We start from the raw sequence: 26294 nt of genomic DNA, 5'->3' as shown, positions 1-26294 counted from the left end.
GCCGAAACCCGCGAGGTCCTCATCCGCTCCCTGGCGATGCTCCAGTCCAAGCACGCCGACCTCCCCTCCCGCAAACACGGCAACCCCCCGCAGTAACCCGGCGGACTTTCCGCGATACCCCGGCGGAAACCTCTCTCACGGAGACTGACACCCATGAACACTCCCGACATCCGCGTCGAGAAGGGCCACGCCGAGCCCGAGGAAGTCGCCGCCATCACGGCGATCCTCCTGGCCCGCGCCGCCGCCCGTACCTCCGAGTCCACCCAGGCCCACCGCGCCCGCCGCAAGGCCGGCTGGCGCCGCCTGGAGCGCGAGGGCGGCTTCCGCGCCCCGCACAGCTGGCGCTGAGCCGCACAGCGACCCACGAAGGCCCCGGCCGCCCCCATGGGCGGCCGGGGCCTTCGCCCGTACCGTGGACCCGACCCGGTGAACGGAAAGGGGAGCCATGGGCCTGCCGACGGCACTCGTGGACGAGGTGGCGCGGATCGACGCCCTGCTGGAGCCGATCGCGAAGCGACCGGTGGACACCGCCGACCCGGACTGGGAGACCCGCATGCGCGAGGGACCCCGCCCGCTGGACGAGGCGAACGTCCGGGCGGAGGCCGAGGCGGCACTGCGCGAGCTGCTCGCCCGCTACGAGCGGGGCGACGAGGAGGACCGCGTCGCCGTACGCGCCCTGCTGGACCGGTGCTCCTCGTTCCGCTGGGCCACGTATCTGCCGTACGCGCACACGCCCGAGGGATTCCGGCAGCAGCTGCTCCACCTGTCGGCCCGGGACCAGGGCAGCGACACCCGTGACGAACTGGTCGAGCTGCACGACCTGTGCACACAGGCGCGGCAGGCCGGCGTCGACATCGGGCCCCTGCTGCTGGAGGTCGCCGAACTCTCCAGCACCGAGGACAAGTACGGCATGGGCTCGCTGCGGACGCTCCTGAGAGCCGCGGGCTGACGCGAAAAGGCCCCTGTGTCCTCCCGGAAGGAGGGCACAGGGGCCTTTTCGTACGGAGTCCTACCGCAGGCGCGCCATGAGCGCGTGCTCCACGAGCGTGATGAGGGCCGACTTCGCGTCCGCGCGGTGGCGGGCGTCCGTCGTGATGATCGGGGCGTCGGGGCCGATCTGCAGGGCCTCGCGCACCTCTTCCGGGTTGTACGGCTGGTTGCCGTCGAAGCCGTTGAGGGCGATCACGAACGGAAGGCCGGAGTTCTCGAAGTAGTCGACCGCGGGGAAGCAGTCGGCCAGGCGACGGGTGTCCACCAGGACGATCGCGCCGATGGCGCCGCGCACCAGGTCGTCCCACATGAACCAGAAGCGGTCCTGGCCCGGCGTACCGAAGAGGTACAGGATCAGGTCCTGGTCCAGGGTGATACGGCCGAAGTCCATGGCGACCGTGGTGGTCGTCTTGTCTCCGGTGTGGGTGAGGTCGTCGATGCCCGCCGAAGCGGATGTCATGACGGCCTCGGTACGCAGCGGGTTGATCTCCGAGACGGCCCCGACGAACGTGGTCTTGCCCACGCCGAAGCCACCCGCCACCACGATCTTCGCCGAGGTGGTGGAGCGGGAAGGACCGCCGCTAGAGCTTGCGAAGTCCACTGAGCACCCTTTCGAGCAGTGTCACGTCTGGCTGGCCGCCGGCGTTCTCGTCGCCGCCGGGCTGATGGATGGCGACCAGTCCCGCCTCCGCCAAGTCGGCGACGAGGATCCTGGCCACGCCGAGAGGGATGGTCAGGAGGGCCGAGATCTCGGCCACCGACTTGATCTCACGGCAGAGGTTGCAGATCCGCTGATGCTCGGGCAGCTGGCCCTGCATCTGGTGCGGCTGCGCAGTGGTGTGCACCAGCGCCTCGATGGCGAGCTGGTAGCGCGGGCGGGTCCGGCCGCCGGTCATGGCGTACGGACGCACCAGGGGGTTGTTCGACGCCCCGGCGGGCGCCGCCTCGGGGGTGCGGCGATGCGGCTGCACGGGCTGGATGCGCGGGGCCGACGGCTGGTCGTACGGCGACGGCCCGGGACCCTGCGGGCCCTGGGGCGTGTACGGCCGCTGCTGGCTCGGTGCGGAGGGGAAGTTGTAACGGTTCGGGTTCTGGGAACCGTCGCCCGGACCCTGGTTAGGTCCGTACGACCAGTTGCCTGAATGGGAACCGCCTGGGGGTGTTGCCACTTTCTCTCCTCCTCCGACTGTGCCGGGCACCCATCACGTGGAAGCCGCGTCCCGAAACCTTACGGCCCCGGGACGCCAAAACGCACCGTCCGTCTGTTAGTTGAGCAGGCTGCCTTGAAGCTCCGCACGAAGGTCGGGCGTCAGAACCGTGCCGGCACGGTCCACCAGAAGGGCCATCTCGTACCCAATGAGGCCGATGTCCGCCTCCGGGTGCGCGAGAACCGCGAGCGAGGAACCGTCGGATACGGACATGATGAACAGGAATCCCCGCTCCATCTCCACAACCGTCTGGTTCACGGCTCCCCCCTCGAAGATCCGGGAGGCGCCTGCCGTCAGGGACGTCAGACCGGATGCGACGGCCGCGAGCTGGTCGGCGCGGTCGCGGGGGAAGCCTTCGGACATCGCCAGAAGGAGTCCGTCGGCGGAGACCACCACCGTGTGGGACACCCCCGGGGTGTTGTCCACGAAGTTGGTGATCAACCAGTTCAGGTTCTGTGCCGCCTGGCTCATCGGGCTCACACTAACGCTCCTGGTTGTAGGTGCTGTCAGGACCGAAGCCCTGGCCGTTCGTTTCACTGCTGCCTGCGTTGCGTCCGCGTTGGACGCCTCGACGCAGGTTGCTCAGCCTGCCCCGGACGTCCTCCGGAGCGCGGGAGACCTGTGGGCCTCCCTGAGGGGTGCTCTCGGCGGCGCCCTCGACCAGGTTGGCCTTGGGCACCCGCCGTGGCAGACCGGACGAGGTGACCCCGCCTGCCTTGGGCTTCCGGAGCGCCGAGGCCTGCTGCCAGCGCGCGTCGTTCGCCGACTGCCAGCCGCTGTCGCGGTTGCTCTCCGAAAGGGGGGCCGACGCTTCCTGGTTCACGGGCCGCGCGGCGCCGTTCGAACCGTTCGCCGCGGTGGATCCGCGGCGGGGAAGCCCGGCGTCGGTCAGCGCGTGGACCGCGGAGGGTGCCGGTCCCGGACGCTCGAAGCCTACGCGGTCCTGCTCACTCGCGTCAGCGGCCTGCGTGGATTCCGCTTCCGGAGCGTACTGGTCCGGGTAGCCGTTCTGGTAACCCGTCTGCTGCGGCCAGTCGTCCTGGTAGGACTTCTCCTCGTACGCCTGGTAACCGTCGGCCGTGGTGGCGTGCGCGGGCGCGCGCTCCTCCTGGGCCGGCTCCGCATACGCGGGGTCCGGGTAGCCGCCGTTGGACGGGTAGCCGCCGTTCTGCGGCACACCGCCGTCCGCCGAGAAGGACTCGCCCTGCGGCAGACCGTCGTTCGGCGTGAAGTACTGGTCGTCGTACGCCGGGCGCTGCTGCTCCTCGTACGGCGCCTGCTGCGGCTCCTCGTACGCCGGCCGGCCGTTCTGGCCGTCGAAGGCCCCGGGCTGCTCCACGAAAGCCGTCTGGCTGCTGTCGTAGCCCGTCGGGGCGGCGTCGAAGCCGTTGTCGTACGAGGGCTCCTGCCGCGGCGTGCCGTCGAAGCCCTCGGCGAAGGCCGGGATCTCCTGCGTCTGCTGCGGATGGCCGGCCTGGGACTCCAGGGCCGCCTTGCGCTCCTCGCGCATCAGGGAACGGCCCACGGGGTCCAGGTCGCGCAGGTCGTCGGGGACCTCGTAGCGGCTGTCGTCGAAGCCGAGTTCCGCGGCGGTGCGCATCGGCAGGCCGTTGTTGAAGTCCTCGCCCGCCAGCTGCTGGTGCTGCTGCTCGGGGATGATCTGCGAGACCGTGAACTCGTCGCGGTCGGGCGCCTGCTCGCCGCCGCCACCGTGGGTGATGGCGTCCGGGAGCATGACCAGCGAGGTGGTGCCGGCCTGCTCGCCCGAGGGGCGCAGCTGGACGCGGATGCCGTGCCGGTCGGACAGCCGGCCGACCACGAAGAGACCCATGCGCTGCGAGATCGCGGCGTCCACGGTCGGCGGGTTGGCCAGCTTGTGGTTGATGTCCGCGAAGTCCTCGGCGGTGAGGCCGATGCCCTTGTCGTGGATCTCGATCATCACACGGCCGTCGGGGAGACGGGTCGCGGTCACACGGACCTTGGTCTGGGGGGAGGAGAACGTGGTGGCGTTCTCCAGGAGCTCGGCGAGCAGGTGCACGAGGTCGGTCACGGCGCGGCCGTGGATCTCGGCCTCCGGGACGCCCGACAGCTCGATGCGCTCGTACTGCTCCACCTCGGAGGAGGCGGCGCGCAGGACGTCGACCAGCGGGACCGGCTGGTCCCAGCGGCGGCCGGGCTCCTCGCCGGCGAGGACGAGGAGGTTCTCGCCGTTGCGGCGCATACGGGTCGCGAGGTGGTCCAGGCGGAAGAGGTTCTCCAGCTGGTCCGGGTCGGCCTCGTTGTTCTCCAGGTCGGTGATCAGGGTCAGCTGGCCCTCGATCAGCGACTGGTTGCGGCGCGAGAGGTTGGTGAAGATCGCGTTGATGTTGCCCCGGAGCAGAGCCTGCTCGGCGGCGAGCCGGACGGCCTCGCGGTGGACCTGGTCGAAGGCGCGGGCGACTTCGCCGATCTCGTCCCGGGTGTTGATCGGGATGGGCTGGACACGGGTGTCCACCCGGCCGGGGTCGGTGCGCGAGAGCTGGTCGACCAGCATCGGCAGGCGCTGCTCGGCGATGCCGAAGGCGGCGTTGCGCAGCTGGCGCATCGAGGTGCTCATCTGGCGGGCCATGAGGGAGGCGATGATGAACGCCGCCAGCAGGGCGATGATGACGATCGAGGCGTTGATGATCGCGTCGCGCTGGGCGTCGGAGGCGATCTGGCCGGCGTCGTCCACCGCGCGGTTGATGAGCTCGTTCTCGACCTTGCTGTAGGCCTCGAACTTGAGGGTCGCGGCCGCCATCCAGGTGTTGGCGGTGACGCCCTGCGCGGCGAGCTGGGCGGGCGTCGCGCCGCTGCCGATCAGCTTGATCATGTTTTCCATCGACGGCGGCGCGGTGTACTCCTGGCCCGCGGCCTCCGTCTTGGCCTTGGCGTCGGCGGCCTGCTTCTCGCCCTCCGCCTGGGCCTCCTTCATGACCTCGGTGAGGCGGGCCGCGTCCTGTGTGGTGCCACCGGAGGCGTACTCCTGGATGGCCACCTGCTCCAGGTAGGCGTAGGAGGTGAAGGAGATGAGCTGCGACTTGCGCGTCTGCTCGTCCGGGCTGGGGCGGACCAGCAGGTGGGTGCCGATCGCGCGCTGCAGGGACTCGGCGCCCTTGGCGAGGGCGATCGCGTAGACGGTACGGCCGTACGCGGTGATGTTGCCCGTGCCGAGGCCGAGCTCGTTGGAGAACTCCATCAGCAGGTGCTCGACCGCGACGTAGCCCTCCTCGGTCTGCACCGGGTCCATCTTCTTGGTGTAGGCGGCCGCGCGGATCTTCGCCAGCGTCGGCTCGGCCTCCTCCACCAGGTTCAGACGGCGCTTGAGGCCCTCCTTGTCGGGCATCCCGACGGTCTCCTGGTGGAAGGCGGTGGCCTTCTCGTCGGTGGCGGCGCGGGCCTGCTTGACGACCGAGTCGTCCTTCTTGTTCTCCAGCAACGGCTCGGCGCTCAGGTCGCGCTCGTTGAGGAGGGCCTCGGCGTACTCACCGGCGGCGGCCACGATCTTCGCGACCTTCTCCGCGTCGCGCGCCTCCTGCCAGGTGTCGATCGAGCCCTTCACCTGGAAGCCGCCCATGACGAGGCCGACCAGCACGGGTATGAGCAGGATCGCGTTCAGCCGGGTGGGCACGCGCCAGTTGCGCGGAGACAGACGGCCGCCGCTCTTCGCGGGTGGGGCCGTCGGCTCCGAGCCGGGCACAGGGGCGGGCGCCGCTCCGCGCGGCGGCGGGGTGAAGTTGCCCCGGGCCGCCGGCTCGGGACTTTTCTTGCTTCGCCTCACTCGACCAACAACCTCTCGGCGGTCGGCACCTTCCGTGCCGCGGTTTCTCAGAGCCCGGTCAGCCATCGACCATCAGTACGTCATTGACTATTGGGCAGTTCAGGCATTCCAGCACGACGGCCTGCGCTCTTCCAAACATGGAGAAGTGCCGGTTCGAAGTGATGTAAGCCCCAGATAAAACGGTCAAACAGAACGAGCCCCGCCAAAAGACGGGGCCTTCGTGAGCACAGTGAGACCAAGTGACCGCGACGCGTTGCGGTACCACCGGATTCCTCTGCCGAAACGTTATGAACACCGGAGCCGACCGTGTCAAAGGCCACAGTCGGCTCCAAAGTGTCTACGACAAGTGCCGTACGAGACTGGGTACTTGAAAGTTACCGCAGTCGCGCCATGAGCGCATGCTCGACCAGCGTGATCAGCGCGCTCTTGGCATCCGAACGATGCCGCGCGTCGGTCGTGATGATCGGGGTGTCCGGCCCGATCTGCAGCGCCTCGCGCACCTCTTCGGGCTGGTACGGCTGCTGCCCGTCGAAGCCGTTGAGGGCGACGACGAACGGCAGACCGCTGTTCTCGAAGTAGTCGACCGCGGGGAAGCAGTCGGCCAGACGGCGGGTGTCCACCAGCACGACCGCGCCGATGGCGCCGCGCACCAGGTCGTCCCACATGAACCAGAAGCGGTCCTGGCCCGGCGTACCGAAGAGGTACAGGATCAGGTCCTGGTCCAGGGTGATACGGCCGAAGTCCATGGCGACCGTGGTGGTCGTCTTGTCTCCGGTGTGGGTGAGGTCGTCGATGCCCGCGCTCGCGGACGTCATGACGGCCTCCGTGCGCAGCGGGTTGATCTCGGAGACGGCGCCCACGAACGTGGTCTTGCCCACGCCGAAGCCACCCGCCACCACGATCTTCGCGGAAGTGGTGGCCCGGCCCCCGTCAGAGCTTGCGAAGTCCACTGAGCACCCTTTCGAGCAGCGTCACGTCCGGAGCGCCGCCGTTGTTCTCGTCGCCGCCCGGCTGGTGAATGGCCACCAGACCGGCCTCGGCGAGGTCCGCCACCAGGATCCGCGCCACGCCCAGCGGCATGGCCAGCAGCGCCGAGACCTCGGCGACCGACTTCACCTCGCGGCACAGGTGGCAGATGCGCTGGTGCTCGGGGAGCAGCCCCATCAGTGCTGCCGGGTCGGCCGTGGTGCTGATCAGCGCCTCGATGGCGAGCTGATAGCGCGGCCGGGTCCGGCCGCCGGTCATCGCGTACGGACGCACCAGCGGCTGGTCGCCCTCATCCCCGTACGGCTCCGCGTACGGATCATGATGGGCGGGGGGCGGGGTCATGGATCCTCCGGGCGGGACAGCATTCTCGGTCAGTCGTGCCGTCCGTCGAGGCCGGTGGGGGGATTGTGTCGGCCGGACGGTGATTTCGTGAGGTGGGTGGTGCCGGGGTCGGTCAGTGGAGCAGACTGCCCTGGAGCTCGGCGCGCAGGTCTGGGGTGAGGACCGCGCCCGCGCGGTCGACGAGCAGCGCCATCTCGTAGCCGACGAGGCCGATGTCGCACTCGGGGTGTGCGAGCACGGCCAGCGAAGAGCCGTCCGAGACGGACATGAGGAAAAGGAATCCTCGCTCCATCTCGACGACCGTCTGTGCCACGTTGCCGCCCTCGAAGATCCGGGAGGCGCCGGCCGTGAGCGAGGTGAGCCCCGACGCGACCGCCGCCAGCTGGTCGGCACGGTCGCGCGGGAAGCCCTCGGACATCGCGAGCAGGAGCCCGTCGGCGGACACGACGACGGTGTGGGACACCCCGGGGGTGTTGTCCACGAAGTTGGTGATCAACCAGTTCAGGTTCTGTGCAGCCTGACTCATCTGGCTCAACTAACGCTCCTGCGGGTGAGTGGGGCTCGGGAAACTGCCGGTCTGACCGTTGCCGGCCTGACGACCCTGCGCGATGCCCCGACGAAGATTGGTCAGCCGTCCGCGCACGTCGTCAGGCGCACGCGAGACCTGCGGACCGGTTTGGTGCTGTTGCTGCTGAGCCGTGCCCGGGACGAGGTTCGCCCGGGGTACCCGGCGCGGCAGACCGGAGGTGGTGACGCCGCCCGCGGCCGGCTGCCGGACGCGCTCGGCCTGACGGACGAGCTCGTCGTTCGGCGAGGTACGCCACGACGGAGAGGCCGAGGCGCCGTTGGCCGCGGGACGCTGGGGAGCAGCCGGAGCCTGCGGCTGCTGCTGCGGTGCCTGCGGTGCCTGCGGTGCCGGAGCCTGACCGCCCGCCTGCTGACCGCCGTGGAACCAGTTGGTCTCCAGCGTGTCGTACAGCGGGGTGCGGCCGTCGCCCGGACCCGGGGCCGGCGGCAGGGCCTCCGGCTCGGGACGGTGGGCGGGACGCGGCGGAACCGGCGGCCGCGGGGTGCCGTAGCCGTTGGTTCCGTTGATCTGGGGACGCTCGAACTGTCCCGTGGACGACATGTCCTGGCGGCCGGGCAGCGCGTGCTGGCCGGTGGAGGAGCCGTCGTAGCCGGGCGCGGCGTACTGGCCGGTGGAGCCGTTGTCGTACGCCTGCGGAGCGAACTGGTTCGGGTTCGCCGGGGCGTTCTGCCCGCCCGGCGCACCGAAGACGTCGGAGCGGGTGTAGGCGTTGTTCTGCTGGCCGCCGGTACCCGGGCGCTGGAACTGGCCCGTGTCCTGACGTCCGCCCTGGCCCGCCTGCGGGTTCACGGCCGGGAACTGGCCCGTGCTCTGCAGACCGTTCGCACCCGTGCGGCCGAAGTCGGCCGGGCCGGCCGGACCCTGGCGCTCCTCGAAGCGCGGAACGGCCGGCATGTCCGCGGTGGCGGGACCGTGGTGGTCCTCGATCCGCGGCATCCGCGAGGTCTGCGCGACGTCCGGCTCCTCGTGACCGCGCGGGGCGTCCAGCGGGGTGCGCGGCACCGGCGGCTGGGCGTTCTCGTCGCCCCAGCTGGTCACCCGCGGCTGCGGGTTCCCGCCGGGCAGCTCGGCGCGCGGGCCGCCGCGCGGCGGGAGCTGCGGCTGACGGCCACGCTGCTCGTTGTTGTTCTTGCGCTGCGGCGCACGCGAGCCACCGAAGAAGTCCTGGCCCTGGCCGCTCGTGCCGTTGCTCTGCAGACCCTGCGGCGCACCCGGCGCCTGACCGCCGAAGCCGGCGCCCGCACCGGCCGGAGCCGGGCGTCCCTGCTGCGGCGCGGCCGGGGGCATCTGCCCGCGCGGCGGCTGGCCGCCGGGACGGCCACCGCCGTCACGGCCGGGCAGCGCGGCCCGGGGACCCTGGCCGGCGGCCAGTCGGCCGCCTCCGCCGGGACCGGAGCCGGGACCCGCGCCGAGGGCACCGCCGCCGGCCGGGGCACCGCCGCCGAGGGCACCGCCCTGCGGGCCGTTCTGGCGCCGCGCGGCGGCGGCACCCGCGGCGGCCTGCGCGGCGGCGGGACCGCCCGCGGCACCGCCCTGACCGGGCTTGGGCTGGGGCTTCTTGCCGCCCTGGGCGACATCCACGGGCAGCATGACCAGCGCGGTCGTACCACCGGAGTCGGACGGGCGCAGCTGGATGCGGATGCCGTGCCGCTGCGACAGACGACCGACCACGAAGAGGCCCATGCGGCGGGAGACGGAGACGTCCACCGTGGGCGGCGAGGCGAGCCGCTCGTTGATCGCGGCGAGGTCCTCGGGGGACAGACCGATACCGGTGTCGTGGATCTCGATCAGCACCCGGCCGTCGGGCAGCGCGTGACCGGTGACCTTGACCTTGGTCTGCGGCGAGGAGAACGAGGTGGCGTTCTCGAGCAGCTCGGCGAGGAGGTGCACGAGGTCGTTGACGACCCGGCCGGCCACTTCGGTGGACGGCACGGAGGCCAGCTCGATGCGCTCGTACTGCTCCACCTCGGACGCGGCGGCACGGAGCACGTCGACCAGCGGGACCGGGCGGGTCCAGCGGCGACCGGGCTCTTCACCGGCGAGGACGAGGAGGTTCTCACCGTTACGGCGCATACGCGTCGCGAGGTGGTCGAGCTTGAACAGGGAGGACAGCTGGTCCGGGTCGGCCTCGCGGGACTCCAGTTCGGAGATGAGCGAGAGCTGACGCTGGATGAGGCCCTGGGAGCGGCGCGAGAGGTTGGTGAACATCGCGTTGACGTTGCCCCGCAGCAGGGCCTGCTCGGCGGCGAGGCGGACGGCCTCGCGGTGCACGTCGTCGAAGGCCGCGGCCACCTGGCCGATCTCGTCCCGGGAGTGCACACCGACCGACTCCACGGACGTGTCGACGTCCTGCGGGTCGGACTCGGAGAGCTGCTTGACCAGCTCGGGCAGGCGGTCCTGGGCGACCTTGGTGGCGGTCTCCTGCAGACGGCGCAGCGAGCGGATCATGGACCGGGCGACGACGAACGCGCCGACCAGCGACACACCGAGCACGAGCAGGATGAGCGCACCGGAGATGATCGCCTCGCGCTCCGACTCGGCGCGCAGCTCACGCGCCTTCTGCTCCATGTCCTCGAGCAGCGTGTGCTCGATGTTGTTCATCTGCCGGATCTTGGTGGTCGAGTCGTCGACCCAGTCCTGGTAGGACCGCTGGTCCTGCGAGGTCAGACCGGAGGCGGAGGCGAACGCGCGGGAGGCGTAGGTGTCCGACTCCTCGATGACCGGGTTGCCCTGCTCGATGGGCTTCAGCAGCTCCTCGGCGCCTTCGTCGCCGTAGATGCTGCGGAAACTGGCGAGCTCGGAGTCCTCGTTCTCGAACGCGGCGTCGGCGTACTGGCGCTCGTTGTTGGAGAGCTCGCCGTACGTCGTGTTGTTCGCCGGCAGCGCCGCCGCGAGCACGGCGCGCTGGATGGAGGCGTACTCCTTGGCGCTGGAGAAGGCGGCGAGCGCACGCGTCCGCTGGATCATCTCGGGGTTGCTCGTGGCCTGGGCCATGTCCTGCGAGAGGTCGAGCAGCTTCGTGATGAGCTGGTGGTAGGCGTCGACCGTCTGGGAGGAGTTGCCCTTCTCCGTGTAGGCCGTCGAGCGGATCTTCTGCAGGTTGTTCAGGTCGGCGAGGAGGCCGACGAGGCTGTCGCGGACACCCTGGAGGTTGCCGTCCTTGGAGGCGCTGTTGATCTCCTCGGACGCGTCCTGGAAGGCGGTCACGGCCCGGTCCGTCTTGGTCCGGTTGCCCTTGATGCCGAAGTCGGTCGCCTTGGTGCCGTGCGACAGCGGGCCGGCCGAGCGGTCGCGCTCCTCCTGGAGGGCGACGGCGAGCTCGGTCGCCTGCTTGGTCATGTCCGTCAGCAGCTTCATGTTGTCGAGCTGCTGGATGTCGTCCATCGACGTGTTGATGCGCAGCGCGCCCAGCGTGGTGGCCGCGACCACCGGCAGGGTCAGCAGCGCCACCAGGCGCGTGGAGATGCGCCAGTTGCGCAGCGCCACGCGGGAGCCGGGGCCGGAGGAGCCGGCCGACGGCTTGATCGTCGGAGTCGGGGGAAGGGCGCTCGGCGACGCGGACGCGCCGGGGCGCCCGGAGCGCTCACCGCCGTCGCCGGACGCAGCCGGGCCCGGGTTCTGGGCGTGCTGGGGCGAGGAGCTGCCATTGCTGGGGGCAGTCCCGCCGTGCGGCTCCGGCTCGGCCGAAGCACTGCCATCCCTCTTGAAACGTCCCTGCACTAGCGTCGCAACCTCTGGACCAGGCGCCCCTCCGGGTGAACGGAAGGACGGTGTCGGCGTGTTGAGGGACGCCCTGAATTGCGCCCCTCGAATGGTCGTGAGTGACCGGCGCTGGCTCCCCCTTCCCGCCGCCACTACGGCGCTGGTGCGCCCCGGTGCGCCGGCTCGATCCAGCGGCGGTCCGAGAGATTCCAGCACAGTGCCGGATCTCCAACAAGGTGTGTTGGCCGGGCTGTGACATGCGTGACAGCTAGTGAGGGTCACGTTACGGGACGTAGAAAAGGTTCCCGAGTAAAGCGGGCATAAGGGTGCTTAGCGTGGGGGTGCGACACAGTCCCAGTCGCGATGATCAGGAGCGGAATGCATGCTTCAGGGGGCCAATGTCCGTTTCATAGTGGTCGATTGCCAGTCTGAATTGACCGCTTTGACCGTCGATTCGTGAGCAAACTCACACGCTGATCATGCGACCTTCACGCGTTCCCCGGGAATCGCATGTTTAGCCTGACGCTTTACAGAGATGGCAAATCCGACAAGCCGCCGACCCGAGCAGACAAGGTCCAGTACAACAGTGAAGACGACGACGATGTTCCACAAGATCGCCAACCCGCGACGCACGACGCTGGCGCACCTCAAGGACGCCGACGAACTGCAACTCCCGGAGCAGCCGGAGCACGCCGCCGATCTTCCCGCGCAGACTGCCAACCCCAAGCGCACCATCCTCATGGAAGCCCCGGTCGCGGCCTCCGTCGCGGAGTAGATCTCCGGCGGAGATCCACGAGATCTTCACGTATCTCGTGGATCAATACGGACGGCGGCCGCCGAATGCTCAAGGCGCCGCCCACGGATGTCAAGGGCGTCCCCGGCCGGGGGGCGCCCTTCCGCGTTAGCCTGGAGCGTCACACTCCAGCCAGCTCAGTCAAGGGGCCAACCAACCCGTGCGCATCGCCAGGTTCTCCATCGACGGCAACGTCGCCTTCGGCGCGGTCGAGGGCGACAAGCCGGACGAGCTCGTCCTCGACATCATCAAGGGCATCCCGTTCGCGGAACACGAGCTCTCCGGTACGAAGGTGCCGCTGGCCCCTTCCGATTCAAAGACAAGGGTCCGGCTGCTTCCGCCCGTACTGCCCAGCAAGGTCGTGGCCTTCGGCCGCAACTACGCCGAGCACGCGCGCGAACTGGGCAACGAGGTGCCCGACGCCCCGTTCGCCTTCTTCAAGCCGTCCACCTCGGTGATCGGCCCCGGCGACGACATCCAGTACCCGCCGTTCTCCGAGGAACTGCACCACGAGGCCGAGCTCGCCGTCGTCATCGGCCGGATGTGCCGCGAGGTCCCGCGCGAGCGCGTGGCGGACGTGATCTTCGGCTACACCTGCGCCAACGACGTCACCGCTCGGGACGTCCAGCGGCGCGAGAAGCAGTGGGCGCGGGCCAAGGGCTTCGACAACTCCTGCCCGCTCGGTCCCTGGGTGGAGACGGACCTGGACCTCGCGACCGCGTCCGACCTCACCGTCCAGCTCACGGTCAACGGCGAGCAACGCCAGCTCGGCCGCACCAGCGAGATGATCCACTCGATCGAGGATCTGATCGTCAACATCACCGAGGCCATGACGCTGCTCCCCGGCGACGTGATCCTCACGGGCACCCCCGCGGGGGTCGGCCCCCTGGCTGTCGGCGACGAGGTCGCCGTCACCATCGAAGGCATCGGCACTCTCACCAACAAGGTTGTCAAGCGTGGCTAGCGCACCCGGCTCACCCGTCCGCGTACGTTTCTGTCCGTCCCCCACCGGTAACCCCCACGTGGGCCTGGTCCGCACCGCCCTGTTCAACTGGGCGTTCGCCAAGCACCACCAGGGCACGCTGGTCTTCCGCATCGAGGACACCGACGCGGCCCGCGACTCCGAGGAGTCGTACGGCCAGCTGCTCGACTCGCTGCGCTGGCTGGGCTTCCACTGGGACGAGGGCCCCGAGATCGGCGGCCCCCACGCCCCGTACCGCCAGTCGCAGCGGATGGACATCTACGCCGACGTCGCCGCCAAGCTCCTCGACGCCGGCCACGCCTACCACTGCTACTGCTCCCAGGAGGAGCTGGACACCCGCCGCGAGGCCGCCCGCGCCGCCGGGAAGCCGTCCGGCTACGACGGCCACTGCCGCGAGCTGACCGAGGCGCAGGTCGAGCAGTACAAGGCGCAGGGCCGCACCCCGATCGTCCGCTTCCGCATGCCCGACGAGACGATCACCTTCGCGGACCTGGTCCGCGGCGAGCTGACGTTCACCCCGGAGAACGTGCCGGACTACGGCATCGTCCGCGCGAACGGCGCCCCGCTGTACACCCTGGTGAACCCGGTCGACGACGCCCTGATGGAGATCACCCACGTCCTGCGCGGCGAGGACCTGCTGTCCTCGACGCCGAGGCAGATCGCCCTGTACAAGGCGCTGATCGAGCTGGGCGTCGCCAAGGTGATCCCGTCCTTCGGCCACCTCCCGTACGTCATGGGCGAGGGCAACAAGAAGCTGTCGAAGCGGGACCCCGAGTCCTCGCTCAACCTCTACCGCGAGCGCGGCTTCCTCCCCGAGGGCCTGCTCAACTACCTCTCGCTCCTTGGCTGGTCGCTCTCCGCCGACCAGGACATCTTCACGCTGGACGAGATGGTCGCGGCCTTCGAGATCACGGACGTCAACCCCAACCCGGCGCGCTTCGACCTGAAGAAGTGCGAGGCGATCAACGCCGACCACATCCGGCTGCTGGACGTGAAGGACTTCACGGAGCGCTGCCGTCCGTGGCTGAGGGCGCCGTTCGCCCCCTGGGCGCCGGAGGCCTTCGACGAGGCGAAGTGGGAGGCGATCGCCCCGCACGCCCAGACCCGTCTCAAGGTCCTCTCGGAGATCACCGACAACGTCGACTTCCTCTTCCTCGCGGAGCCGGTCTTCGACGAGCCGAGCTGGACGAAGGCGATGAAGGAGGGCAGCGACGCCCTGCTCCGCACGGCCCGGGAGAAGCTGGAGTCGGCCGACTGGTCGTCCCCCGAGTCCCTCAAGGAGGCCGTCCTGGCCGCCGGCGAGGCCCACGGCCTCAAGCTCGGCAAGGCCCAGGCCCCCGTCCGCGTGGCCGTCACCGGCCGCACGGTCGGCCTCCCCCTCTTCGAGTCCCTGGAAGTCCTGGGCAAGGAGAAGACGCTGGAGCGCATCGACGCGGCCCTGGCGAAGCTGGCGGCGTAGCACGCAGGTGTACGTGAGGGGCGGCACCCGGACCACCGGGCGCCGCCCCTTCGCCGTTCCCCCGGACAGGCCGCCCACCTCCGGGTTACCGTCGGATCATGAGCATTCGCGCCGTGGTCTGGGACGTTGACGACACTCTCTTCGACTACACGACCGCGGACCGGGAGGGCATGCGGGGGCATCTGGTGGCCGAGGGGCTGCTGGAGGGGTACGGGACCGCGGAGCAGGGGCTCGACCGGTGGCGGGAGGTCACCGATCAGCAGTGGGCGCGGTTCTCGGCGGGGGAGGTCACCTTCGAGGGGCAGCGGCGGGACCGGGTGCGGGTGTTCCTGGGCCGGCCGGAGCTGACCGACGAGGAGGCCGACGACTGGTTCGGGCGCTACCTCGGGCACTACGAGGCCGCCTGGGCGCTGTTCCCCGACGTGCTGCCCACCCTGGACGCCCTCGCCGCCAGCCACCGGCACGCGGTGCTCTCCAACTCCAGCCTCCGGGTCCAGGACCACAAGCTGCGCGTCCTCGGTGTGCACAACCGCTTCGAGACCATCCTGTGCGCGGCGGAGCTGGGCGTCTCCAAGCCGGAGGCCGCCGCCTTCCTCGCGGCCTGCGACGCCCTGGGGCTGCCCGCGCACGAGGTGGCGTATGTCGGCGACCACCCGGAGATCGACGGACGGGGCGCCGCAGAGGCCGGCCTGCTCTCCGTGTGGATCGATCGGTACGGCGGCACGGCGGCCGTCGAGGTCCAGCCCGGACGGCACCGGATCGCCACCCTGGCCGAACTGCCCGCGATCCTCGGCCCGGATACCCGTTTTGGAGCCCAGTCCACCTTCGGGTAATGTTCTTTCTGCGCCGCCGGGGAGCGGGCCGAAAGGCCGGAACCCGGGGGAGCGAACTAGAACAAGATCCCCTCCGGGGCTTGCGTTCCAGTGGCCTATGGTGTAATTGGCAGCACGACTGATTCTGGTTCAGTTAGTCTTGGTTCGAGTCCAGGTAGGCCAGCTCGCAGAGCTCATCTGCAAAGCCCCCGTTGTGTAGCGGCCTAGCACGCTGCCCTCTCAAGGCAGTAGCGCCGGTTCGAATCCGGTCGGGGGTACTGGTTCCGATCACGCAGGATCACATCGGAACTGCTAGGGCCCCCGTTGTGTAGCGGCCTAGCACGCCGCCCTCTCAAGGCGGTAGCGCCGGTTCGAATCCGGTCGGGGGTACTGACTGGTCTAAACCACATTGGTCTATGGTGTAATTGGCAGCACGACTGATTCTGGTTCAGTTAGTCTTGGTTCGAGTCCAGGTAGACCAGCTCGGACCTGCGGAAACGCAGTGTCCACGCCCCCGTTGTGTAGCGGCCTAGCACGCCGCCCTCTCAAGGCGGTAGCGCCGGTTCGAATCCGGTCGGGGGTACGTCATCGGAAGGCCCTCCGCTTCGGCGGGGGGCCTTCCGCATGTCCGGGGTGGCCGGGCTCACTCGAAGCCGTACCGCCGCGCCGACTCCTCCTCCTGTGCCAGCCGGTGCAGCGCCTGCAGCATCGGCTCGACCAGGATCGCGCCCAGCACCGCCGTCTCGATCCGCTCCGCCTCCGACTCCCGCGTCTCCACGAAGTCCAGGTCGAGGACGGCGGCCCCATGCATCAACCGGGCGTAGGACACGAGCAGTTCGGCGTCCCAGTCGTAGCCGAGGCGACGCAGTGCGGCCACGGCCACCACCAGGGAGCGGTACGCGGGGGAGATCGTGGTCAGCAGACGGGCGTTCGCCCAGCCCACGGTCCGCAGCAGCTCGTCCGCCTCCCGCTGCGCGGCCCGTACGTGCTCGTCCTCCGCGTCCGGCTCCGGGACCTGCGGCAGCGCCCACAGGGCCGCGCCCAGGCGGATCGTACGGCCCAGGGAGTCGTCGTCCACATGCCCGAGGACCTCCCGGACCGTCGCCACCGGGATCCCGCCCACCTGGATCATCGCCCGCACCAGCCGCAGCCGGCGCAGATGCTCCTCGTCGTACTCGGCGGTCGTCGCGTTCACCTGACGGCCGGGCGGCAACAGACCCTCGCGCAGGTAGTACTTGATCGTCGCGGTCGCCACCCCGCTGCGCTTGCTCAGCTCGCCCAGTCGCATGCCTTGCGCCCCTTCTTGGTTAGCGGCACTATCCAAGCATGTCTGTAGCCACCCGTACCACCGCGGACGCGCACGGTGACGTGGTCGTCCTGCTCATCGGCATGCGTGTCAACCACTTCTGGGCCGTGCACCAGTGGGTGCCGGTGATGCTGGCCATGTTCCGGATGCTGGCGGAACTGAAGAAGCAGCCGAGCCGGGGGCTGCTCTCCCGGGTCCTGCTGACGGCCTCGCCGCGGACGTACTACGTCGTCCAGTACTGGGAGTCCAAGGAGAAGCTGTACGCGTACGCGAGCGCGCCCGACGCGTTCCACCACAAGGCGTGGGGGAAGCTCAACCGCCTGGAGAAGGGCGGGAAGGTGCGGGGGCACGTGGGGATCTGGCACGAGGCGTATGTCGTGCCGGAGGGGTCGTACGAGGCGATCTACGGGGACATGCCGGCGATTGGGCTGGCCGCCGCGTACGGGCAGGTGCCGTTGGCTGCGCGGGGGCGGTATGCGAAGGATCGGTTCGCCTGGCGCGCCTGAGCGTCGTACGGGTCTGTGGCGTATGGCGGGTGCGGGAGCGTTGTGGTTGCTCGCGCCCACGCGGCGGAGCCGCATATCGATACAGCCCCGCGCCCCTTTGGGTTGGCGTCCGTGCCGTTGGGAAAAGGCTGCCGCGGCGTTGAGGCTGCCCTTTCCCCCTCGGCGTCAGCCCGTCCTGCGCAGGGCCTCCGACAGGCGGGACGCCGCGTCGATGACTGCCTGGGCGTGCATGCGGCCGGGGTGGCGGGTCAGGCGCTCGATCGGGCCGGAGACCGAGACGGCGGCCACGACGCGGTTGGAGGGGCCGCGTACGGGCGCGGAGACGGACGCGACGCCCGGCTCGCGCTCGCCGATGGACTGGGCCCAGCCCCGGCGCCGTACGCCCGACAGGGCCGTCGCTGTGAAGCGGGCGCCCTGCAGGCCGCGGTGGAGGCGCTCCGGCTCCTCCCAGGCCATGAGGATCTGGGCCGAGGAACCGGCCTTCATCGTGAGCGTGGAGCCGACCGGGACCGTGTCCCGAAGGCCGGACAGGCGTTCCGCCGCGGCCACGCAGATGCGCATGTCGCCCTGGCGGCGGTAGAGCTGCGCGCTCTCGCCGGTGATGTCACGCAGATGTGTCAGCACCGGGCCGGCGGTGGCGAGGAGGCGGTCCTCGCCCGCGGCCGCGGCCAGTTCCGCCAGACGCGGGCCGAGAATGAAACGGCCCTGCATGTCGCGCGCCACCATACGGTGGTGTTCCAGGGCCACGGCCAGCCGGTGGGCCGTGGGTCGTGCGAGTCCGGTGGCCGCGACCAGTCCCGCGAGGGTGGCCGGCCCGGACTCCAGGGCGCTCAGGACAAGGGCCGCCTTGTCCAGAACGCCCACGCCGCTACTGTTGTCCATGCAACGATACTCCCGTCTCACTCTGTGAAACGCAAGTTCATTTTTCCGTGAGACGCGCAACCCTTGGATGCATGGCGGCCCGAAGACCGACGGGCCTGGCGGCGGGTGCCCGGGAACAGGGGCCGAGGGCGTCGCCTCCACAAGATCTCTAGTTGGGCCGGTGCGTCATTGCCGGCCGGAGGGAAAGCGATGGGTAGGACACTCGCGGAGAAGGTCTGGGACGACCACGTCGTCCGGCGCGCCGAGGGCGAGCCCGACCTCCTCTTCATCGATCTGCACCTCCTGCACGAGGTGACCAGCCCGCAGGCCTTCGACGGTCTGCGGCAGAACGGCCGCCCGGTGCGCCGTCTCGACCTCACCATCGCGACCGAGGACCACAACACCCCGACCCTCGACATCGACAAGCCGATCGCCGACCCGGTCTCGCGCGCCCAGCTGGAGACGCTGCGCAAGAACTGCGCCGAGTTCGGGGTGCGGCTGCATCCGCTCGGCGACGTCGAGCAGGGTGTCGTGCACGTCGTGGGCCCGCAGCTGGGGCTGACCCAGCCGGGTACGACCGTCGTCTGCGGCGACTCGCACACCTCCACGCACGGCGCCTTCGGCGCGCTGGCGTTCGGCATCGGCACCTCGCAGGTCGAGCACGTGCTGGCCACCCAGACGCTGCCGCTGGCCCGCCCCAAGACCATGGCCATCACGGTGGACGGCGAGCTGCCCGACGGCGTCACCGCCAAGGACCTGATCCTGGCGATCATCGCCAAGATCGGTACGGGCGGCGGCCAGGGCTACATCCTGGAGTACCGCGGCTCCGCCATCGAGAAGCTCTCGATGGAGGCCCGGATGACCATCTGCAACATGTCGATCGAGGCCGGCGCCCGCGCGGGCATGATCGCCCCCGACGAGACCACCTTCGCGTACATCAAGGGCCGCGCCCACGCCCCCGAGGGCGAGGACTGGGACGCCGCCGTCGCGTACTGGAAGACGCTGAAGACGGACAAGGACGCCGAGTTCGACGCCGAGGTCGTCATCGACGGCTCCGCCCTGTCGCCGTTCGTCACCTGGGGTACCAACCCCGGCCAGGGCGCGCCGCTTTCGGCGGACGTCCCCGACCCCGCTTCGTACGAAGACGCTTCGGAGCGCCTCGCCGCCGAAAAGGCCCTGGAGTACATGGGGTTGGAGGCCGGACAGCCGCTGCGCTCCATCAACGTGGACACCGTCTTCGTAGGTTCGTGCACCAACGGCCGCATCGAGGACCTGCGCGCCGCCGCCGAACTGCTCAAGGGCCGCAAAGTCGCCGACGGCGTACGGATGCTGGTCGTCCCCGGTTCCGTGCGGGTCGGTCTGCAGGCCGTCTCCGAGGGTCTGGACGTCGTCTTCAAGGAGGCCGGCGCCGAGTGGCGGCACGCGGGCTGCTCGATGTGTCTGGGCATGAACCCCGACCAGCTGGCCCCCGGTGAGCGCTCCGCGTCCACCTCCAACCGCAACTTCGAGGGCCGGCAGGGCAAGGGCGGTCGTACGCACCTGGTGTCGCCGCAGGTCGCGGCCGCCACGGCCGTCCTCGGTCACCTGGCCTCCCCGGCCGACCTGTCTGCCATCGCCCCCGCGCCCGCTGGAGTCTGATCAGTCATGGAAGCATTCACCACGCACACCGGCCGGGCCGTCCCGCTGCGCCGCTCCAACGTCGACACCGACCAGATCATCCCTGCTCACTGGCTCAAGAAGGTCACGCGGGACGGGTTCGAGGACGGTCTGTTCGAGGCCTGGCGCAAGGACGAGACGTTCATCCTCAACCGTCCCGAGCGGCAGGGGGCGACCGTCCTGGTCGCCGGCCCCGACTTCGGCACCGGCTCCTCCCGTGAGCACGCCGTCTGGGCGCTGCAGAACTACGGCTTCAAGACCGTGATCTCCTCCCGCTTCGCCGACATCTTCCGTGGCAACTCGCTGAAGAACGGCCTGCTCACGGTGGTCCTGGAGCAGAAGATCGTGGACGCGCTGTGGGAGCTCACGGAGAACGACCCCACTGCTGAGGTCACTGTGGACCTTGAGGCGCGTGAGGTGCGCGCCGAGGGCATCACCGCCTCCTTCGAGCTGGACGAGAACTCCCGCTGGCGGCTCCTGAACGGGCTGGACGACATCTCCATCACCCTCCAGAACGAGGCGGACATCGCCGCGTACGAGACCAAGCGCCCGTCGTACAAGCCGAGGACGCTCCAGGTCTGAGCCGGAGCCCTGGGGCAAGTCGAGTTTCGGCCAGCCCAACGCCCCTCCTGTACCCCCGATCGGTCCGATCGGGGGTACAGCCGTGTCTGGGCCCCCGCGCGCCCGTGAACCTTCGCCGTTCCTCCCAACTTCCCACGTTAGAGCGGTGGTTGCCGGGGTACGCGCCCTGTGTGGACGTGGCCCCCGTCGGTGCCCGGACGGCCGTTTGAGGCGGCAGTTGCCCCCTGGGCGGGCGACAACTCGCCCTAGATGGCACAATCTGTGCATGGAACACGACGGCCAACTCGAGCTCTATACGGCGGTCGCGAACCAGCTCAAGGAAGCGCACTCAAGGGTGCGCGCACTGCAAGTCCCGGAGGGCGTACGGATGGCGCTGACCCGGAAGCTGCTGGTCATTACGGCCGCGGCCAAGCACGATCTCGCCGATGCGACAAGGCGTCTGGAGCGGTTCATGACGGACCTCGACGAGGGGCGAATGCCCGAAGAGGAGCGTTGATCGCCTCCGGAGCAGCCGAGTTCGTTGCGGCACAAGGGTGATTAGCCCGTTTCGTGTTTGATTTGCGGTATATATCTGCCTAACGTGCGAAAAAGCTTGAACACTTTCGTTCTGGCGATGTCTCCGAAGGGGAAGACGTGAACAAGGCGCAGCTCGTAGAAGCGATTGCCGACAAGCTGGGCGGCCGCCAGCAGGCCGCCGACGCGGTCGACGCGGTCCTGGACGCCATCGTCCGCGCGACCGTCGCGGGGGACCGGGTCTCGGTCACCGGCTTCGGTTCGTTCGAGAAGGTCGACCGGCCGGCCCGCTACGCTCGCAACCCCCAGACGGGCGAGCGTGTTCGGGTCAAGAAGACGTCCGTGCCGCGCTTCCGCGCAGGCCAGGGCTTCAAGGACCTGGTGAGCGGCTCCAAGAAGCTGCCGCGCGGTGGCGAGGTCGCCGTCAAGAAGGCCCCGAAGGGCAGCCTGACCGGCGGTGCCGCGGCGACGGTCAAGAAGGCCGCCGCGAAGAAGGCCACCACCAAGGCGGCCGCCGCGAAGAAGGCAGCCCCCGCCAAGAAGACGACGGCCGCCGCGAAGAAGACCACGGCCGCCGCCAAGAAGACCACCGCGAAGAAGACGACCGCCAAGAAGACGACGGCGGCCGCCAAGAAGACCACCACCGCGAAGACCGCCGCCGCGAAGAAGACGACGGCCAAGAAGGCCCCGGCGAAGAAGGCGACGGCCAAGAAGGCCCCCGCCCGCAAGACGACCGCGCGCAGCACCACCGCCAAGAAGGCCGCCACCGCCCGCCAGCCGTAGGACGACAGTCAGCCGTAGGGCGACAGTCAGTCGTAGGACGACAGTCAGTCGTAGGACACAGGGGCACTCACGCGCCGGGCCGGACTCCCTCTCGGAAGTCCGGCCCGCGGCGTGTCCGGAGCCTGCCCGCAAGATCCGCGGCGGGCCCTCGGCGTGTCCTCAGAAGGTCTGCAACGTCACGAGGGTGATACGCCGCGCGTCCCCCTCGCCCTCGGTCTCGATCCGCACCCGCTGCCCCGGCCGCAGCAGTCGCAGCCCGCCCGCGTCGAACGCCGGAGCGTCGAAGGGCACCGGAGTGCCGTCGTCCAGCAGCACCTGCCCGCTGCGTGTGCCGGGGTCGTACGTGTATGCGGTCGCCTGCATGGCGGCAGCCTACTGCCCGATGCCCAGCAGTCGCGCCGCCGCCGCGGCCGTCCGGGGACCCACCCCGAGAGCCAGCGCCGACCGCAGGTCCTCGCCGGTGTCCACGTCCTGGCGTACGGAATCCACCGCCGTGAGAAGGAGTTCCTCGGCGCCCGAGGCGCGATGCCGGGCGCGGGAATCCGGGCCGAACGCGGGCAGCAATTCACGGCCGGAAGAGATCGCGAGAAGTGTCGTGCCGATTGCCGCCGCGTCCGGGAGAAAAGCGCGGGGGAATTCAGAGGCGGCATCCAGGACCCGGGCCAATTCCAGCGGACGCAGGGCCGGCAGATCGGCGTTCAGGGCCGCCACCGGAGTGTCGGGACGTGATCGCCGTACGGCCGCCGCCCCGTGCGCCAGAGCCGCGTTCAGGCCCGCCCGGGGCTCGTCGGGGACGATGCGGGCACCCAGGGCCGCCAGGGTGGGCCCGGCCAGCGTGTCGTCCGTGACGACCACCACATCCCGTACCGCGGCGCAGGCCAGCGCGGCCGCCACCGTGTCCTCGGCGAAGGCGAGGGCGAGTCCCGGGCGCAGCCCGTCCGCGGCGGTGTCCGCGAGCCTGCTCTTGGCCAGCGCCAAGGGCTTCAGGGGTATGACCAAGCTCCACTGCACCGGCGTACCGCCCCTCTCTTCTCGCGGCCATTGTCACCCGGCCCATCCGCCGGTCGGGCGGGCGGGCGTACGGTGTTCTCGACAGACCGGCGGCCCGGGGCGACACTTGTGCGGCCCCCCGGCCCCAAGGGAAGCCGGGGAAGTCCTAGAGGAAGGTGTCCGCGTGCCCCGCCGCAGAATCGGCTTCTGGTACCGCTTCGCAGCGGTCCTCTGCAAACCGCCGCTGGTGGCTCTGATCAAGCGGGACTGGCGTGGAATGGAGAACATTCCGGCCGACGCTGGATTCATCACCGCGGTGAACCACAATTCGCATGCCGATCCCTTCGCGTACGCACACTTCCAGTACAACACCGGACGTGTGCCGCGTTTTCTGGCGAAGAGCGCTCTTTTCAAGGACGGATTCGTCGGCACCATGATGCGCGGCACCGGCCAGATCCCCGTCTACCGCGAGTCCACCGACGCGCTCAGCGCCTACCGGGCCGCCGTCGAAGCCGTGGAGCGCGGCGAGTGCGTCGTGTTCTACCCCGAAGGCACCCTCACCCGCGACCCGGACGGCTGGCCGATGACCGCCAAGACCGGTGCCGCGCGCGTCGCGCTGCAGACCAAGTGCCCGGTGATCCCGATCGCCCAGTGGGGCGCCAACGAACTGCTGCCGCCGTACGCCAAGAAGCCCAACCTCCTTCCGCGCAAGACCCACCACGTGCTCGCGGGCCCGCCCGTGGACCTGTCGCGCTTCTACGACGAGGAGATGACCCCGGAGCTCCTGAAGGAGGCGACCGAGGTCATCATGGCCGCCATCACCCGCCAGCTGGAGGAGATCCGCGGCGAGAAGGCGCCCGAGACGCCCTACGACCCGCGCCGCGAGCGGATCGAGCAGCGGCGCCGGACCGAGGCGCAGACGCAGGCGCAGACGCCGACACAGACGCCGGCACAGACGCCGGCACAGACGCTGGGCCGGGCCGAGGTGCAGTCCAGTCACGAGGGGGAGAAGAGCAAGTGAGCAAGCCCGTCAAGGCGGCTGTCTTCGGCACCGGATCCTGGGGCACCGCCTTCGGCACGGTCCTCGCCGACGCGGGCTGCGAGGTGACGCTGTGGGCCCGCCGCCCCGAGCTCGCCGACGCGGTCAACTCCACCCGGAGCAACCCGGACTATCTCCCCGGCGTCGAACTCCCCGAGAACCTCCGCGCCACCGCCGACCCCGCCGAGGCCGCCCGCGACGCCGACTTCACCGTCCTCGCGATCCCCTCCCAGACCCTGCGCGCCAACCTCGCCGAGTGGACCCCGCTGCTCGCCCCGCACACCGTCCTCGTCTCGCTGATGAAGGGCGTCGAGCTCGGCACGACCATGCGGATGAGCGAGGTGATCGAGGACGTCGCCAAGGTGGGCCGGGACCGGATCGCCGTGGTCACCGGGCCCAACCTCGCCCGGGAGATCGCCTCCCGCATGCCGGCCGCCGCCGTGGTCGCCTGCACCGACGAGCGCGTCGCCCAACGGCTCCAGGCCGCCTGCCACACGCCGTACTTCCGCCCGTACACCAACACCGACGTGGTGGGCTGCGAGCTGGGCGGCGCGGTGAAGAACGTCATCGGGCTGGCCGTCGGCATCGCGGACGGCATGGGCCTCGGCGACAACGCCAAGGGCTCCCTGATCACCCGCGGCCTCGCCGAGACCACCCGGCTGGGCCTGGCCATGGGCGCCGACCCGCTGACCTTCGCCGGACTCGCCGGGCTGGGCGACCTGGTGGCGACCTGCTCCTCGCCGCTGTCCCGCAACCACACCTTCGGCACCAACCTCGGCAAGGGCATGACCCTGCAGGAGACCATCGCGGTCACCAAGCAGACCGCCGAGGGCGTCAAGTCCTGCGAGTCCGTGGCGGATCTGGCCCGCCGGCACGGCGTCGACATGCCCATCACCGAGACGGTGGTGGACATCGTCCACGAGGGCAAGCCCCCCGTGGTCGCGCTCAAGGAGCTGATGTCGCGCAGCGCGAAGCCCGAGCGACGCTGAGCGAACCCGGCGGGTGGACGCTGACTCCCGGCCCTACCACCGGGTACTCTCAAGCCGATATGAGCACCGAGAACCTCCCCCAGAGCCCCGAGCAGCCGTCTCGCAAGCCGCGTGTGGCCGTCGTGTCCGGTGGCCGCAGCTCCGAACACGGGATCTCCGTGGTCACCGCCGGCGCCGTCCTGAAGGCCATCGACCGGACCAAGTACGAGGTCCTGCCGATCGGCATCACCCGGGACGGGCGCTGGGCCCTCATCGCCGACGACCCGGAGCGCATGGCGATCACCGACCGCCGTACGCCCGACATCGAGGCGCTCGCCGAGTCGCAGGAGGGCGGCGTGGTGCTCCCCGTCGACCCCGCGAACCGCGAAGTCGTCTACAGCGAGCCGGGATCGGTGCCCAAGGCGCTCGGTGAGGTCGACGTCGTCTTCCCCGTCCTGCACGGCCCCTACGGCGAGGACGGCACCCTCCAGGGCCTGCTGGAGCTCTCCGGCGTCCCGTACGTCGGCTCGGGTGTGCTCGCCTCGGCCGTCGGCCAGGACAAGGAGTACATGAAGCGGGTGTTCACCTCCTTCGGGCTCAAGGTCGGCCCGTACGTGGTGATCCGCCCGCGCGAGTGGGAGCAGGACGAGTCGGCCGCCCGCAAGAAGATCGTCGACTTCGCCGGCGAGCACGGCTGGCCGCTGTTCGTGAAGCCCGCGCGCGCGGGGTCGTCGATCGGCATCACCAAGGTCGACGACCTGTCCGGTCTGGACGAGGCGATCGCCGAGGCCCAGCGGCACGACCCGAAGATCCTGATCGAGGCGGCCGTGCGGGGCCGTGAGATCGAGTGCGGCGTCCTGGAGTTCGAGGACGGCCCGCGGGCCTCCGTACCGGCCGAGATCCCGCCGCCGGACGCGCACGCGTACTACGACTTCGAGGCGAAGTACATCGACTCCACCCCCGGAATCGTTCCTGCGCCGCTGACCTCCGAGGAGACGGCCGAGGTCCAGAAGCTCGCGGTGGACGCCTTCGAGGCGGCCTCCTGCGAGGGCCTGGTCCGCGCGGACTTCTTCCTCACCGAGGACGGCGACTTCGTCATCAACGAGATCAACACCATGCCGGGCTTCACCCCGATCTCGATGTACCCGGCGATGTGGCAGGCGAGCGGCATCAGCTACGAGGAACTGGTGGACCGCCTGATCCAGGCGGCACTGCGCCGCTCAACGGGACTCAGGTAGCCCACCGGAGGGGAGCCGACCCAGGGGCGCGGGGCTGTGTCGATATGCGGCTCCGCCGCGTGGGCGCGAGAACCACGCACAACCCGCACCCGTCGGCCTAGGGGGTGTTGTGAAAGTCCCGCACAGCACCCACGGCGCCCGGCACGCTCCCCCACTCTCGGCTTCGCTCGAGCGGGAGGTACCCCCACC

The 26294-nt window shown here is 70.0% G+C and carries 26 protein-coding genes and 5 tRNA genes; 19 read left to right on the top strand and 12 right to left on the bottom strand.

The features are described from left to right. The first annotated feature begins 153 nt into the window (after positions 1–153). Positions 154–348, top strand: coding sequence for an acyl-CoA carboxylase subunit epsilon (locus tag ACIRF9_RS51310; protein WP_403837339.1), 195 nt, complete (start codon positions 154–156; stop codon positions 346–348). A 97-nt stretch (positions 349–445) separates the two neighbouring features. Next, positions 446–949: a hypothetical protein gene (locus ACIRF9_RS51305; RefSeq protein WP_403837337.1), complete on the top strand. Its 504-nt coding sequence runs from the start codon at positions 446–448 to the stop codon at positions 947–949. Positions 950–1009: 60 nt separating this feature from the next. Here the strand turns inward: ACIRF9_RS51305 and ACIRF9_RS51300 are convergent, their stop codons facing one another. The 8 genes from ACIRF9_RS51300 to ACIRF9_RS51265 all read right to left on the bottom strand — a co-directional run bounded on the left by ACIRF9_RS51300 (position 1010) and on the right by ACIRF9_RS51265 (position 11635). Then, positions 1010–1591, bottom strand: a complete 582-nt coding sequence (locus tag ACIRF9_RS51300; RefSeq protein WP_103554950.1) for an ATP/GTP-binding protein — start codon at positions 1589–1591, stop codon at positions 1010–1012. After that, positions 1572–2159 carry a DUF742 domain-containing protein gene (locus tag ACIRF9_RS51295; RefSeq protein WP_403837335.1) on the bottom strand — a complete coding sequence of 196 codons (588 nt, stop codon included), beginning with the start codon at positions 2157–2159 and terminating at the stop codon, positions 1572–1574. Before ACIRF9_RS51295 ends, ACIRF9_RS51300 begins: the two co-directional genes overlap by 20 nt. A 96-nt stretch (positions 2160–2255) precedes the next feature. Next, on the bottom strand, positions 2256–2669 hold the full coding sequence (locus ACIRF9_RS51290) for a roadblock/LC7 domain-containing protein (RefSeq protein WP_003993185.1): 414 nt from the start codon (positions 2667–2669) through the stop codon (positions 2256–2258). A gap of 10 nt (positions 2670–2679) precedes the next feature. Continuing rightward, a complete protein-coding gene (locus ACIRF9_RS51285; protein WP_403837333.1) occupies positions 2680–5997 on the bottom strand; it encodes a nitrate- and nitrite sensing domain-containing protein in 3318 nt (1105 codons plus the stop codon). 374 nt (positions 5998–6371) lie between these two features. Then, a complete protein-coding gene (locus ACIRF9_RS51280) occupies positions 6372–6947 on the bottom strand; it encodes an ATP/GTP-binding protein (protein WP_030793795.1) in 576 nt (191 codons plus the stop codon). Continuing rightward, positions 6928–7326: a DUF742 domain-containing protein gene (locus ACIRF9_RS51275; RefSeq protein ID WP_055633953.1), complete on the bottom strand. Its 399-nt coding sequence runs from the start codon at positions 7324–7326 to the stop codon at positions 6928–6930. The genes ACIRF9_RS51280 and ACIRF9_RS51275 overlap by 20 nt, the downstream gene beginning before the upstream one ends. 112 nt (positions 7327–7438) lie before the next feature. Then, positions 7439–7852: a roadblock/LC7 domain-containing protein gene (locus ACIRF9_RS51270; RefSeq protein ID WP_003973453.1), complete on the bottom strand. Its 414-nt coding sequence runs from the start codon at positions 7850–7852 to the stop codon at positions 7439–7441. A gap of 9 nt (positions 7853–7861) precedes the next feature. After that, positions 7862–11635, bottom strand: a complete 3774-nt coding sequence (locus ACIRF9_RS51265; protein WP_403837330.1) for a nitrate- and nitrite sensing domain-containing protein — start codon at positions 11633–11635, stop codon at positions 7862–7864. 568 nt (positions 11636–12203) lie between these two features. Between ACIRF9_RS51265 and ACIRF9_RS51260 the strand changes: the two genes are divergently transcribed. From ACIRF9_RS51260 to ACIRF9_RS51220, 9 genes are all read left to right on the top strand, one after another. After that, positions 12204–12392, top strand: coding sequence for a hypothetical protein (locus tag ACIRF9_RS51260; RefSeq protein ID WP_403837328.1), 189 nt, complete (start codon positions 12204–12206; stop codon positions 12390–12392). Positions 12393–12570: 178 nt separating this feature from the next. Further along, positions 12571–13374, top strand: coding sequence for a fumarylacetoacetate hydrolase family protein (locus ACIRF9_RS51255; protein WP_403837326.1), 804 nt, complete (start codon positions 12571–12573; stop codon positions 13372–13374). Further along, positions 13367–14851 carry a glutamate--tRNA ligase gene (gltX, locus tag ACIRF9_RS51250; protein WP_403837324.1) on the top strand — a complete coding sequence of 495 codons (1485 nt, stop codon included), beginning with the start codon at positions 13367–13369 and terminating at the stop codon, positions 14849–14851. The genes ACIRF9_RS51255 and gltX overlap by 8 nt, the downstream gene beginning before the upstream one ends. Before the next feature lie 98 nt (positions 14852–14949). Next, on the top strand, positions 14950–15684 hold the full coding sequence (locus ACIRF9_RS51245; RefSeq protein WP_403837322.1) for an HAD family hydrolase: 735 nt from the start codon (positions 14950–14952) through the stop codon (positions 15682–15684). Between the two features lie 91 nt (positions 15685–15775). Continuing rightward, positions 15776–15847, top strand: a tRNA-Gln gene (locus ACIRF9_RS51240). A gap of 21 nt (positions 15848–15868) precedes the next feature. After that, positions 15869–15941 (top strand) — tRNA-Glu (locus ACIRF9_RS51235). A gap of 39 nt (positions 15942–15980) precedes the next feature. Then, a tRNA-Glu gene (locus tag ACIRF9_RS51230) sits at positions 15981–16053 on the top strand. Between the two features lie 20 nt (positions 16054–16073). Next, positions 16074–16145: transfer RNA gene (locus ACIRF9_RS51225), tRNA-Gln, on the top strand. Between the two features lie 28 nt (positions 16146–16173). Beyond that, a tRNA-Glu gene (locus ACIRF9_RS51220) sits at positions 16174–16246 on the top strand. 60 nt (positions 16247–16306) lie between these two features. Here ACIRF9_RS51220 and ACIRF9_RS51215 read toward each other — a convergent pair. Continuing rightward, positions 16307–16951, bottom strand: coding sequence for a MerR family transcriptional regulator (locus ACIRF9_RS51215; RefSeq protein WP_403837320.1), 645 nt, complete (start codon positions 16949–16951; stop codon positions 16307–16309). A 38-nt stretch (positions 16952–16989) separates the two neighbouring features. Between ACIRF9_RS51215 and ACIRF9_RS51210 the strand changes: the two genes are divergently transcribed. Beyond that, entirely contained in the window at positions 16990–17475 is a 486-nt protein-coding gene (locus tag ACIRF9_RS51210) for a monooxygenase family protein (RefSeq protein ID WP_403837318.1), read from the top strand. Positions 17476–17640: 165 nt separating this feature from the next. On the opposite strand, the gene ndgR is transcribed toward ACIRF9_RS51210, so the two are convergent. Continuing rightward, positions 17641–18357, bottom strand: coding sequence for an IclR family transcriptional regulator NdgR (gene ndgR / locus ACIRF9_RS51205; RefSeq protein WP_171142008.1), 717 nt, complete (start codon positions 18355–18357; stop codon positions 17641–17643). A 189-nt stretch (positions 18358–18546) separates the two neighbouring features. On the opposite strand from ndgR, the gene leuC reads away from it, so the two are divergent. From leuC to ACIRF9_RS51185, 4 genes are all read left to right on the top strand, one after another. Beyond that, positions 18547–19974: a 3-isopropylmalate dehydratase large subunit gene (gene leuC, locus ACIRF9_RS51200; protein ID WP_403837316.1), complete on the top strand. Its 1428-nt coding sequence runs from the start codon at positions 18547–18549 to the stop codon at positions 19972–19974. Positions 19975–19980: 6 nt separating this feature from the next. Next, entirely contained in the window at positions 19981–20574 is a 594-nt protein-coding gene (gene leuD / locus ACIRF9_RS51195) for a 3-isopropylmalate dehydratase small subunit (protein ID WP_403837314.1), read from the top strand. A gap of 265 nt (positions 20575–20839) precedes the next feature. Continuing rightward, on the top strand, positions 20840–21070 hold the full coding sequence (locus tag ACIRF9_RS51190; protein WP_403837312.1) for a hypothetical protein: 231 nt from the start codon (positions 20840–20842) through the stop codon (positions 21068–21070). Positions 21071–21207: 137 nt separating this feature from the next. Beyond that, positions 21208–21870, top strand: coding sequence for an HU family DNA-binding protein (locus tag ACIRF9_RS51185; RefSeq protein ID WP_403837310.1), 663 nt, complete (start codon positions 21208–21210; stop codon positions 21868–21870). A 159-nt stretch (positions 21871–22029) separates the two neighbouring features. Here ACIRF9_RS51185 and ACIRF9_RS51180 read toward each other — a convergent pair whose 3' ends face one another. Continuing rightward, a complete protein-coding gene (locus ACIRF9_RS51180) occupies positions 22030–22233 on the bottom strand; it encodes a hypothetical protein (protein WP_389520321.1) in 204 nt (67 codons plus the stop codon). 9 nt (positions 22234–22242) lie between these two features. Then, positions 22243–22881, bottom strand: coding sequence for a 2-phospho-L-lactate guanylyltransferase (gene cofC, locus ACIRF9_RS51175; protein ID WP_403837308.1), 639 nt, complete (start codon positions 22879–22881; stop codon positions 22243–22245). Between the two features lie 163 nt (positions 22882–23044). Here cofC and ACIRF9_RS51170 point away from each other — a divergent pair, with 163 nt between their 5' ends. The 3 genes from ACIRF9_RS51170 to ACIRF9_RS51160 are packed head-to-tail and all read left to right on the top strand — an operon-like array spanning position 23045 to position 26105. Beyond that, positions 23045–23881, top strand: coding sequence for a lysophospholipid acyltransferase family protein (locus ACIRF9_RS51170; RefSeq protein WP_403837306.1), 837 nt, complete (start codon positions 23045–23047; stop codon positions 23879–23881). Next, the gene (locus ACIRF9_RS51165; protein WP_403837304.1) at positions 23878–24888 is read left to right on the top strand and encodes an NAD(P)H-dependent glycerol-3-phosphate dehydrogenase; all 1011 of its coding nucleotides are present in this window, start codon (positions 23878–23880) and stop codon (positions 24886–24888) included. Before ACIRF9_RS51170 ends, ACIRF9_RS51165 begins: the two co-directional genes overlap by 4 nt. A gap of 59 nt (positions 24889–24947) precedes the next feature. After that, the gene (locus ACIRF9_RS51160; RefSeq protein ID WP_403837302.1) at positions 24948–26105 is read left to right on the top strand and encodes a D-alanine--D-alanine ligase family protein; all 1158 of its coding nucleotides are present in this window, start codon (positions 24948–24950) and stop codon (positions 26103–26105) included. Positions 26106–26294 lie beyond the last annotated feature (189 nt).

This window comes from Streptomyces sp. NPDC096132 (assembly GCF_044763345.1).
Classification (GTDB): Bacteria; Actinomycetota; Actinomycetes; order Streptomycetales; family Streptomycetaceae; genus Streptomyces.
This window is presented reverse-complemented; position numbering and strand designations above follow the sequence as displayed.

Coding starts and splice junctions, on each gene's coding strand:
- ACIRF9_RS51310 (WP_403837339.1), top strand. CDS start 154: ATGAACACTCCCGACATCCGCGTCGAGAAGGGCCACGCCGAGCCCGAG.
- ACIRF9_RS51305 (WP_403837337.1), top strand. CDS start 446: ATGGGCCTGCCGACGGCACTCGTGGACGAGGTGGCGCGGATCGACGCC.
- ACIRF9_RS51290 (WP_003993185.1), bottom strand. CDS start 2,669: ATGAGCCAGGCGGCACAGAACCTGAACTGGTTGATCACCAACTTCGTG.
- ACIRF9_RS51275 (WP_055633953.1), bottom strand. CDS start 7,326: ATGACCCCGCCCCCCGCCCATCATGATCCGTACGCGGAGCCGTACGGG.
- ACIRF9_RS51270 (WP_003973453.1), bottom strand. CDS start 7,852: ATGAGTCAGGCTGCACAGAACCTGAACTGGTTGATCACCAACTTCGTG.
- ACIRF9_RS51245 (WP_403837322.1), top strand. CDS start 14,950: ATGAGCATTCGCGCCGTGGTCTGGGACGTTGACGACACTCTCTTCGAC.
- ACIRF9_RS51215 (WP_403837320.1), bottom strand. CDS start 16,951: ATGCGACTGGGCGAGCTGAGCAAGCGCAGCGGGGTGGCGACCGCGACG.
- ACIRF9_RS51210 (WP_403837318.1), top strand. CDS start 16,990: ATGTCTGTAGCCACCCGTACCACCGCGGACGCGCACGGTGACGTGGTC.
- ndgR (WP_171142008.1), bottom strand. CDS start 18,357: ATGGACAACAGTAGCGGCGTGGGCGTTCTGGACAAGGCGGCCCTTGTC.
- leuC (WP_403837316.1), top strand. CDS start 18,547: ATGGGTAGGACACTCGCGGAGAAGGTCTGGGACGACCACGTCGTCCGG.
- leuD (WP_403837314.1), top strand. CDS start 19,981: ATGGAAGCATTCACCACGCACACCGGCCGGGCCGTCCCGCTGCGCCGC.
- ACIRF9_RS51190 (WP_403837312.1), top strand. CDS start 20,840: ATGGAACACGACGGCCAACTCGAGCTCTATACGGCGGTCGCGAACCAG.
- ACIRF9_RS51180 (WP_389520321.1), bottom strand. CDS start 22,233: ATGCAGGCGACCGCATACACGTACGACCCCGGCACACGCAGCGGGCAG.
- ACIRF9_RS51160 (WP_403837302.1), top strand. CDS start 24,948: ATGAGCACCGAGAACCTCCCCCAGAGCCCCGAGCAGCCGTCTCGCAAG.